Origin of the sequence: Sphingobium terrigena (assembly GCF_003591655.1) — a bacterium.
In the GTDB taxonomy this organism is placed as follows: domain Bacteria; phylum Pseudomonadota; class Alphaproteobacteria; order Sphingomonadales; family Sphingomonadaceae; genus Sphingobium; species Sphingobium terrigena.
On record NZ_QVRA01000022.1, the window covers coordinates 54,429 to 64,764 of the forward strand.

Consider the following 10,336-nt stretch of genomic DNA (forward strand, 5'->3'; position numbering starts at 1 on the left):
AAAGCCGCTCGCCCCCCGCCGTTATCCCCTTTCGAGGCCGCAAGCGCTCTAACGGATGGCAGCGACCTGATTGACACGGAAAGGGAAACACCATGACTGTTATCGGAACCAACACCGCCGCTCTGCGCTCCGCCAACGCTTCCACGATGGCCAGCAAGTCGCTGAGCACCGCAATGGAACGCCTGTCGACCGGCAAGCGCATCAACAGCGCCAAGGACGACGCCGCCGGCCTCGCCATTGCTTCGAGCATGACCTCGCAGATCCGCGGCATGACCCAGGCGGTCCGCAACGCCAATGACGGCATCTCGCTGGCCCAGACGGCGGAAGGCGCGCTCGGCGAAGTCACCAACATGCTGCAGCGCATCCGCGAACTGGCGGTCCAGAGCGCCAGCGGCACCTACACCGACGACGACCGCGCAAACATGCAGGCGGAAGTTGCCGAACTGGGTGCGCAGATTGACGACGTGATCGCCAACACCAAGTTCAACGGCACCAACGTATTCGGCGCAGCCGACGTGACGATCGCAATCCAGACCGGTGCCGGCTCCGCCGACCAGGTCGACCTGGTCATCACTGGCCTGGACGTTTCGGCCGCTTCCGCTTCGGACATCGGCACTGCTGCCGGTGCCACCACCGCGCTGGACGATGTGGACGATGCTCTGGCCGCCGTGGGCACGACCCGCGCTGCACTGGGTGCCGGTCAGAACCGCCTGGAATCGACCGTCAACAACCTGACCAACAACATCACCAACCTGACCGACGCCCGCAGCCGGATCGAAGACGCCGACTTCTCGTCGGAAACGACCTCGCTCGCCAAGTCGCAGATCCTGAGCCAGGCTTCGACCGCGATGCTGGCACAGGCCAACCAGAGCCAGCAGGGCGTGCTGAAGCTGATCGGCTAATTCAGGTTACCCCATTGGTCGGCTGAGGTCCTGGTCACCGGACAGCCGCCCAACGTAACCCCCGGCACATCAACAGTCCCCACCGTGCCGGGGGTCACATCTTCGATCTAACGACCAGCATATGCGAAGCCCTCGTCCCCCCGGACGGGGGTTTCGTCGCGTTTGGCAGGATAGAGGCCTTGGCTTTGGATGGCCCGCAACCCATGATGGCGGGCATGACCATGATCAACCGGCGCGCGATGATCGCCGCCACCGGCGCAGCGCTGATCCTTCCCCGCAGACTGATGGCGCAGGCAGCCAGTGAGACTTTCTCCTGGGAGCGGCTGGTGGCGCGGGCGCAACGACAGGCGCGCGCGCCCTTTGCCGAGACGCCGCTGCATCCCGGCGCGCAGGCGATCGATTATGATGCGCTGCATCAGGCGCGCTTTGCCGATGATCGCACCATCTGGGGCGATTTGCCCGGCGATACCGGGGTGCGGCTGTTCCCGCTCAGCCGGACCGCGGCGCAACCCGTGCAGATCGCGCTGGTCGAAAAGGGCCGCGCCACGCCGCTGCGCTATGATCCGGCCATGTTCGACGCGCCGGACGGCAATCCGGTCAAGCGGCTGCCCCCCGACGCGGGCTTTGCCGGGTTCCGCATCATGAACGCCGCGCGCGACGGCGACTGGCTGTCCTTTCTGGGGGCCAGCTATTTCCGTGCGCCCAGCCCGCAAAAGCAGTTCGGCCTGTCGGCCCGCGCGATCGCGATCAATACGAGCATACAGGGCAAGGAGGAGTTTCCCCGCTTCACCCATTTCTGGCTGGAGCGGACTGGCACCAGCAGCATCACCATCCATGCGCTGCTGGATGGCGCGTCGATTACCGGGGCGTTCCGCTTCGTCAGCAGCCTTGGGGCCGATGGCGTGCGGCAGGATGTGACCGCCGCGCTGTTCCCCCGCCGGGCGATCCCCGAACTGGGGCTGATGCCGATGACCAGCATGTTCTGGTATGATCAGGCGAACCGGCGGCAGGGGACCGACTGGCGGCCGGAAATCCATGACAGCGACATGCTGTCGATCGCCAGCCATGACGGCACTGTCCATGCCCGGCCGCTGGTCAACCCCGCCGTGCCGCAGGTCAGCGCCTTTGCCGAGCGCGACCCCAAAGGCTTTGGCCTGCTCCAGCGGGACCGGAATTTTGCCCATTATCAGGATGATGGCGTCTTTTACGACCGGCGGCCTTCGCTCTGGGCGACCCCTGCCCGACCGCTGGGCGCGGGACAGGTGCGACTCTACAGCTTTCCGACCGACAGCGAATATACCGACAATGTCGCGGCCTATTGGACGCCGGATGCCGCGCCGGTGCCGGGGCGGCGGGTCGACATGGCCTATCGGCTCGACTGGTCGGCGGCGCAAAATCCGGCCGGGACTGCCCTTGCGACCGTCGCCAATATGTGGCGCGGGCGCGGCGATCGGCCCGATGCGCAGCGGCTGGTGGTCGATTTTGCGGGCGTGCCGCAGGGGGTGCGGCCGGACGTCTGGACGGACATGAGCGGAGGCGCGCTGATCAAGGCGGCGGGCTATCCGGTGCTGGGGCAGGCGGGCCTGTTCCGCGCGGTCATCGACCTGGAGGCGAAATCGGGCGTTCCGGCGGAGGTTCGGATGCAATTGCGCGGCGATGGTCGCCTTTTGAGCGAATATGTGCATTATCCGATTATGGGATGAAGGGAACCGCCAGCGTAACGAGCGGTTCTGTCCCGTGGGTCAATCACAATCAGGTCTGGAATGAATGTGACGGGAGACGTGCTGACGGTGGATGCCGTCACCGGAGACAAGCCCTTGCCACGGGCATTTGAGCAGCTTCCGGCGGAAACGCCGATCGCCATGCCGGTGCAGGATTTTGGCGGGCGTCCGCCGATGATCGCGCGGCGGCGGTTCAATATCGACCTGTGGGCGCGCCGCCTGCTGGTCGTGCTGCTGGCGCTGCTGCCCGCCGCCATGGCCGCGCATGAGATGCGCCGGTCGATCGGGCTGGACGGGATTTCAGCGTGGGAGGGCGTCTATCTGGCGCTGTTCATCCCGCTCTTCGCCTGGATCGCTTTCGGTTTTGCCACGGCGTTGATCGGTTTCCTGCTGCTGACCGTGGGCAAGGGTCGCGCCGTCACGCCCCATGCTTTGACCCCCGCGACAGCGCTGGCGGGCAAGACTGCGATTTTGCTGCCCGTCTGTAACGAGGATTTTCTGGGCGTGCTGGGTCGGCTATCGATCATGGAACGATCGCTGGCGCAGGTGATGGGGGGCGAGCGGTTCGAGTTTTTCATCCTGTCCGATTCCAATGCCGACAATGGCGAGACGGAGCGGCGCGCCTATCTGGAAATGCGCGAGTCTTTCTCTCGCCCGGTTCATTATCGCCGTCGCGCGCTGAATATCGGGCGCAAGCCGGGCAATATCGCCGAATGGGTCGAGCGTTTTGGCAGCGGTTATGACTATATGGTCGTGCTGGACGCGGACAGCGTGATGAGCGGCCAGACGATGGCGCGGCTGGCCGCCGATATGGAGCGGCATCCGCAGGTCGGATTGATCCAGACCGTCCCCACCGTGGTGGGTGCGGCCACATTGTTCGCGCGCTGGCAGCAATTTGCCAGCCGGCTGTTCGGGCCGATTTCGGCTGCGGGGATGATCTGGTGGGCAGGCTCCGAAGGCATGTTCTGGGGGCATAATGCGATCGTGCGGGTCAAGGCCTTTGCACAGAGTTGCGGCCTACCCGAATTGCCCGGACGCGCGCCCTTTGGCGGGCATATCATGAGCCATGACATGATCGAGGCGGCGCTGCTGCGGCGGCGCGGCTGGGACGTGCATATGGTGAGCGCCGAGGATAGTTTCGAGGAATTTCCGCCCGCCATGCCCGACCTCTTCACCCGCGACCGGCGCTGGTGTCAGGGCAATATTCAGCATGTGCCCTTGTTCATCAAGATTGCCGGGCTGCATCCGGTCAGCCGCTTCCAGCTGCTGGTCGGGGCGTCGGCCTATTGCACGTCGCCGCTCTGGCTCGCGCTGATGCTGGTCGTGCTGGGCGGGGCGCTGGCGGGCGTGTGGCCGCCAAGCGCGGTGCTGCCGTCGGGCGGGTTGCTGGCGGTGACCGCGACCTTGCTGTTTGGTCCCAAGCTGCTGGCGATGATATGGGCGCTGATCGATCCGGCGCGGCGGATCGGCTTTGGCGGCGCGGCGCGGATGACGCGCGGGGTGTTTGCCGATATTGCGCTGTCGATCCTGATGGCACCGGTGGCGATGCTGACCCAGACGATTAATCTGTTCGGTATCTTGATGGGGCGCAAGAGCAACTGGAACGGGCAGACCCGCGACCGCGACGGCATGGGACTGGGCAGCGCCATCTGGCTGTTCAAATGGCATATTTTGCTGGGGATCGGCCTGACCGCGATGGCCGTGCAGGCCGGTGGGCTGGGCTGGATCACGCCGGTGGTGGCGGGATTGCTGCTGGCCCCTGTGCTGGCGGCGCTGACCGCGCGCAAGGATCTGGGGCGGCGGGCGGAGCAGAGCGGACTGTTCGTTGTCGCCGATCCGTGGTGGCGCACGCAAAGCTATCGCCCGCTGCGCTTTCGCTGGCCGAGTGGCGATGAGCGGCGGATGGGGCCGTTTGCTGCGAATGATGAGTGAGGCGGGCTACAGCCAAAGCCGTTCGGGCTGAGCTTGTCGAAGCCTTGTTCTTCTTCGCAAGAAGGACGCCCCTTCGACAGGCTCAGGGCGAACGGAGGTAGTGTTGGGCGTTAATCCCAGTCGCGCAGTTTTTCGCGCAGGCGGTCGAGCGCAGCTTTCTTGATCTGGCAAACCCGTGCCGCGCCAATGTCCAGCGTGTGGCCGATTTCCTCCAGATTGAGTTCCTCGACGAAATAGAGTTGCAGCACCAGCGCCTCACGCTCCGGCAATTCGCTGATGCCGTTCGCGATCGCGGCCTTTAGCGATTCGCGTTCCAATATGTCGTCGGCGCGGTCCTCCACATCGGCGAACCACATCGACTGGTCGGAATAGACTTCGTCCATGCTGGTATGCTGGACCATCTCCACACTGTCAGCGAGTTCGCGATAATCGGACGGGTCCAGCCCCATGTCGGCGGACATTTCCGCTTCGGTCGGCAGGCGGCCCAGCTGCTGTTCCAGCCGGTTGCGGACCTTGGCCAGATCCTTGCGCCTGGCCATGGCGGAGCGGCAGATCGTTGCCTGCCGCCGCAGATGGTCGATCATCGCGCCGCGCACGCGCAGTTGCGCATAGGCGGCAAAGCCAAGCCCGCGATCCTCGAAACTGTTGGCGGCCTCGACCAGTGCGACCATGCCGATCTGGAGCAGATCCTCGACCTCAATCGCGGTGGAAACGCGGCCATGGACGTGCCAGGCGATCTTGCGCACCAGCGGCATATATTGGCGCGCCAGCCGTTCCGGGCTGTTGTCCCCCGGCCTGGCATAGGTATGGGCGCCGGACGTGATCTTGTTCATGTACATCGGTCAGCCTCTCCTCAAGCGACCCGTTCGCGCTGCATCATGGGATCATGACGCGGCGCTGGATCGTGGCGCGGCGTGGGGCGTTGTTCGCCTCCGACGACGGCGGCCACCTCCACGCCCTTGCCGTCCGGTATTTCCAGAAAGGACAGGACCGGTGTTTCGGGCAGATGCGGCTTGAACAGCCGCGCCATCGCCCGGCGCGCGACCGGCGAGGTGACGATGGCGAAATTGCGCGCCTGACCCAGCAAGGGCCGGGCAGCCTGCACCACCGCTTCGACGATGCGGTTGGCGAGCGCGGGTTCGATCGGGTGGCGCGCGTCGCCCGCAACCCGCATGGCCTGCGCCAGCAAGGCTTCCAGATCGCCGTCGAGCGTGATGACCGGCAGCGGCATCTTGACCGGCACCAGCCCCTGAATGATGAGCGCGCCGATGCGCTGGCGGACCGCTTCGACCAGTTGTTCGTGGCTCATGTCGGGCCGCGCGGCGTCGACCATGGCTTCGCAGATGCGGCGGAATTCCTTGAGCGCAATGCCTTCGGACAGCAGCGCGCGGCAGAGCGCGCTGATCTGCGTGAGGCTGAGCGTGCCGGGGGTCAGGCCATCGACCAGCTGGGGGGCGACGTCCTTCAGATTGTCGAGCAGTTTGCGCGCTTCATCGAGGCCGAACATTTCGGCGGCGTTCATGGCGATCAGCTGGTTGAGATGCGTTGCCACGACCGTCGGCGGATCGACCACCGTATAGCCTGCGACCACGGCTTCGCTGCGCTTGGCCTGCGTAATCCAGACCGCGTCCAGCCCGAAGGTCGGGTCTTTCGCGGCGCGACCAGCGACCGTGCCTTCCAGCGCGCCGCTGTCGAGCGCGAGCAGATCTTCGGGCCAGATTTCATCTTCGCCGACGACAACGCCGGCAATGGTGATGCGATATTGATTGGGTTCGAGCGCCAGATTGTCCTTCACGCGAACCATCGGCACGACGAAGCCCAGTTCCTTGGACAGCTGGCGACGGATGCCGGTGATCCGCGCCATCAAAGGCGCGCCCTTGCGTTCGTCGACCAGCCCGATCAGGCCATAGCCGATTTCCAGGCCGAGCAGCGCGCCGTCCGACACATCGCCCCATTCGATCAGCGCGGGGTTGGCGGGCGGTGCGACCGGTTCGGGCAGCGCGGCCTTCGCCTTGCTCGCCTTGCGCAGGTTCCAGGCGATGAGCCAGGATATGGCAGCAGCAGGCAGCACGATCAGATGCGGCATACCGGGCAGCACGCCCATGAAGGTCAGGATTGCCGCGACCGGCACCCAGGCGCGGGCCGACCCGAATTGCCCCGCAATCTGGCCGGACAGATCATCCTCGCTCTTGACGCGGGTGACGATGGAGGCCGCTGCGATGGAGAGCAGCAGCGCTGGCACCTGCGCCACCAGCGCGTCGCCGATGGCCAGAAGAATATAGGTTTCCGCCGCCTGGCTCATGGTCAGGCCATGGCTGACGACGCCAAGGATGATGCCGCCGATGATGTTGATGACCAGGATCAGGATGCCCGCAACCGCGTCACCCTTCACGAATTTGCTGGCACCGTCCATCGAGCCGTAGAAATCCGCTTCGGTCGCGACTTCGGCGCGGCGCAGCTTGGCTTCTTCGGGCGTCATCAGGCCCGCGTTCAGATCGGCATCGATCGCCATCTGCTTGCCGGGCAAGGCGTCCAGGGTGAAGCGGGCGCTGACTTCCGACACGCGGCCTGCACCCTTGGTGATGACGACCAGGTTGATGATCATCAGGATGGCGAACACGAAGATGCCGACGACATAATCGCCGCCGATCAGGAAATGGCCGAACGCCTCGATCACCTGACCCGCCGAATCGGAGCCTTCATGCCCCTGCACCAGCACGACGCGGGTGGAGGCGACGTTGAGCGCGAGGCGCAGCAGGGTCGCGAACAGCAGGACGGTCGGGAAGGCGGAGAAATCGAGCGGCTTGGCGGCGTTCAATGCGACCATCAGCACGGCGAGCGAAATCATGATGTTGGTGATGAACCCGATGTCGAGCATGATCGCCGGGACCGGCACCATCATGAACAGCACGACCATCAGCGTCGCGAAGGGCAGCACCGCCCCCTTGGCGGCGCTCATCCAGATCTTCGCTTTGATTTGGTTGGGAGTCATGAGGAGCCGTTACCTTCCGAGGGTGGCGAGCATGAGATAGGCGAGACGTGCGGTCTGCGGCTGGGGCCGGATGCCGACATCGACCTGTTCGCTAAGGCGCTGGGTTTCGATCCGCACATAGTCGGCGGGCTGGACCGTTTTTACGCCGCTGGGGAGCGATGCGTCGGCATATTGGACGTCGCCGCCCAGGCTATCGACGCCCTTCTGCAATTTCGACGCGAAGCGATCGCGAATGTCGGCGAAGCTGCGGGCGTTGCCAGCACGATCGTAAAAGATCGAGCGGTTGGCGCGCGCAGCAGACGGGAAGAGCGAGGCCGCGGTGGCATCGGGCGCGCGGTCATGGACCGACAGGAATTTGCTGGCGCCGCCAACACCCAGAAAATGGGCGAGGTAGAGATCGACCGGCTCGGCTTCGCGGCCAAGGCGCTTTTCAAGGAAAGCCTTGTTATCGGCGGCATGTTCGGCCGCCATCACCGATGCGGTTTCGGGATGTTTGCGCAGGTCCAGTATCTGCTGGCGCAATTCCGGGTCCGACACATAATAGCGGCCATTGCTGCCCTGGCTGATCGCATCGGACGCCCAGCCCAGCCCATATTCGCTGCCATGCTGGTCGATGACGGCCAGCCAGCTCTGGTCGATGAACTGATAGAGGCCGGTCGCGGACGATGTCGTGGCGCGGGCGGTGGGGTTCATGCTGGATTCGATTTTCGCCTGCCCCAGCAGATAGGCGAAATCGACGCCGGTACGGCGGCTCGCCATGGCGATCGCGTTCGTGACGCGATTGCCTGTCGAAATCCCCGTTGCTGTAATGTCTGGCAAAGCCGACATTGGTTCATTGTCCCCACTGGTTCTGGGGAGCATTAGAGCAAGGCTTATGCCAAGATTTGGTTAACGCCGACGCAACTATTTGATTTTCTCTGATTGTGCGGGTGCCGAGGGAGGGGGAACTACGAGGCACCGGGGGAGCGGTGAACCGCACAATCCTCTACTCGTGAGTAGCGCCATCGCAGATGGAATTGCCCTCGCTTCATCGTCATGCTGAACTTGTTTAGCTGCGCTGGCCTTCGGCTCAGCATCCATTTCTCGTCCCCAGCGGCGGCTTTTGGGGCACGATGGATCCTGAAATAAATTCAGGATGACGTTGTAGGGATTACGAAAAGTCATATGCGATTCACACTCCCCTGCAGGGGAGGACCGTTGGAGCGCGAACATCCCCCAAACGAAAAACGGCGCCGATTGGCGCCGTTTTCGGGTGCAGCAGAAAATGGTTTTTAGCGGCTGTAGGTCAGCGGCGCGTTGCGGGCGCCGTGGGCGGCGAGCATAGCCAGCCGCTGATTCGCATGGTCGGCGAGCAGGTTGACCCGTATCCGCGCGCTGTCGATCAGGGGGAGCATCGCGCTCAGTCGGGCGACGGTCTGGGGTTCGGAACGCCAGGCACCGATGGCGCGCACGGCGGCGGCGCTATGGCTTACCCGGTTGCTGGCGATTTCGATCGCGGCGGCATCATTGCCGTCCAGCACCTCGCGCAAATCCTCGAAGGCTTCGAACAGATCGTCCAGCGCAGCAAGGCCCAGCGGCATGGTCTTGATCCTTTATCCGGCGACCGGCAGGTCGAGCGCCACCATGCGCTCGGCAATGGCCGATGGGTTGACGGGGTAGTTGCCCGACGCGATCGCAGCCTTGATGGCGGCGATGCGATCCATGTCGACCGGCGCGCCTTCCGCCGCCATGCGCGAGGCAGGGCTGGCCGACGATGCCGACGACGAAGCGGTGGTCGAGCCGGTGGCCGATGACGCGCGCGTCTTGCCCCCTTCGCGCAGGCGGTTCGCCTCTATGGCGGCGCTGATGCTCTGGCCGACGGACTTAATCATGGGTCTAATCCTTCACTCGTCCCTTACACGCTATAACGGACAGGTTCAGAAATCCTTAAATCCGGGAATGCGCACAAGGCCCATTTCCACGACTTGGGCAAAAATCGGTGCGGATTTCTTGTCCTCGCGCACCCGGATGGTTTCGCCGACTGCGCCATCTTCGTCCGCAATCATGACGCGAGAGACGCTGAAGGCAGCGTTTCCGGCCATGAGCTGCACCGGATCGCCGCGCTTGACGACATGCTCGGTCGGGATGGCGCGGGCGGCGGGGGCGAAGCGGTTGGCGGCAGCGGCGCGCGGCACCGGGCCGGACGCGGCGGCGGAGGCTCCAGCGACCAGCGGCACGCGAATCCGCCAGCCCAGCGCGTCGCATTTGACGATCGCGGCACCGAAAACCGGGCCATCAACTGATGGTGTGGAAGGGCAAGCCGCCAGCTTCAGGCGGCGATCGACCGGGGCGACCGGGCCACCCGGTTCGCCCAGATTGGCGCCGACGGTCATCGCGACCAGACTGTCGATCCGGTCCAGATTCTCGAACTTCTGCTGCGCGAGCGCAGGCTGCACGGTCGCGATGGCGACGGCGGCAAGAAGGATCGGCTTGGCTCGAAACACGGTATGTCTCCTGAAAAGACGGAGGGTCTTTTCGGGGATATCAGCAAGAGCCGTGCCAGTTTGCGCTATTCTTGGGCCTTGTCCCGATATGCGATGGTTGTGACTCCAATCATGGGGAGGAGGAGCGAGGCGAAGCCGAGCGTCCACGCTGGCGGCAGTACACCCCCACCCAACCTCCCCCTCAAGGAGACCTTTGCGTAAGCGGCGATTTGGCCGGGCGGGTTGGTTATGGTTGTTGGTTGCGCGCGGCTATGCGGTGATTGAGCCATCATGGGCAGGGTTTTAGGCTGTCACTAGCGCGTGGAC

Annotated in this window: 9 protein-coding genes; 3 read left to right on the forward strand and 6 right to left on the reverse strand. The window is 64.5% G+C overall.

Annotation, left to right across the window (positions count from 1 at the left end; genetic code table 11):
• The first annotated feature begins 92 nt into the window (after positions 1 to 92).
• The 3 genes from D0Z70_RS18880 to mdoH all read left to right on the forward strand — a co-directional run bounded on the left by D0Z70_RS18880 (position 93) and on the right by mdoH (position 4,555).
• Positions 93 to 902 (forward strand): flagellin N-terminal helical domain-containing protein, encoded by an 810-nt coding sequence (locus D0Z70_RS18880; RefSeq protein WP_119749134.1) that lies wholly within the window; start codon positions 93 to 95, stop codon positions 900 to 902.
• Between the two features lie 215 nt (positions 903 to 1,117).
• Positions 1,118 to 2,605, forward strand: a complete 1,488-nt coding sequence (locus D0Z70_RS18885; protein ID WP_119749161.1) for an OpgD/OpgG family glucan biosynthesis protein — start codon at positions 1,118 to 1,120, stop codon at positions 2,603 to 2,605.
• A 60-nt stretch (positions 2,606 to 2,665) separates the two neighbouring features.
• Positions 2,666 to 4,555: a glucans biosynthesis glucosyltransferase MdoH gene (gene mdoH / locus D0Z70_RS18890; RefSeq protein WP_119749136.1), complete on the forward strand. Its 1,890-nt coding sequence runs from the start codon at positions 2,666 to 2,668 to the stop codon at positions 4,553 to 4,555.
• A 110-nt stretch (positions 4,556 to 4,665) separates the two neighbouring features.
• Here the strand turns inward: mdoH and D0Z70_RS18895 are convergent, their stop codons facing one another.
• The 6 genes from D0Z70_RS18895 to D0Z70_RS18920 form a co-directional block, all read right to left on the reverse strand.
• Positions 4,666 to 5,394 carry a sigma-70 family RNA polymerase sigma factor gene (locus tag D0Z70_RS18895; RefSeq protein WP_119749138.1) on the reverse strand — a complete coding sequence of 243 codons (729 nt, stop codon included), beginning with the start codon at positions 5,392 to 5,394 and terminating at the stop codon, positions 4,666 to 4,668.
• Positions 5,395 to 5,408: 14 nt separating this feature from the next.
• Positions 5,409 to 7,547 (reverse strand): flagellar biosynthesis protein FlhA, encoded by a 2,139-nt coding sequence (gene flhA / locus D0Z70_RS18900; RefSeq protein ID WP_119749140.1) that lies wholly within the window; start codon positions 7,545 to 7,547, stop codon positions 5,409 to 5,411.
• 9 nt (positions 7,548 to 7,556) lie between these two features.
• A complete protein-coding gene (locus D0Z70_RS18905) occupies positions 7,557 to 8,375 on the reverse strand; it encodes a lysozyme family protein (protein ID WP_119749142.1) in 819 nt (272 codons plus the stop codon).
• A 443-nt stretch (positions 8,376 to 8,818) separates the two neighbouring features.
• Positions 8,819 to 9,127 carry a hypothetical protein gene (locus tag D0Z70_RS18910; protein ID WP_119749144.1) on the reverse strand — a complete coding sequence of 103 codons (309 nt, stop codon included), beginning with the start codon at positions 9,125 to 9,127 and terminating at the stop codon, positions 8,819 to 8,821.
• 12 nt (positions 9,128 to 9,139) lie between these two features.
• The gene (gene flgM, locus D0Z70_RS18915; protein ID WP_119749146.1) at positions 9,140 to 9,418 is read right to left on the reverse strand and encodes a flagellar biosynthesis anti-sigma factor FlgM; all 279 of its coding nucleotides are present in this window, start codon (positions 9,416 to 9,418) and stop codon (positions 9,140 to 9,142) included.
• 45 nt (positions 9,419 to 9,463) lie between these two features.
• Positions 9,464 to 10,030, reverse strand: a complete 567-nt coding sequence (locus tag D0Z70_RS18920) for a flagella basal body P-ring formation protein FlgA (protein WP_119749148.1) — start codon at positions 10,028 to 10,030, stop codon at positions 9,464 to 9,466.
• Positions 10,031 to 10,336: the final 306 nt, after the last annotated feature.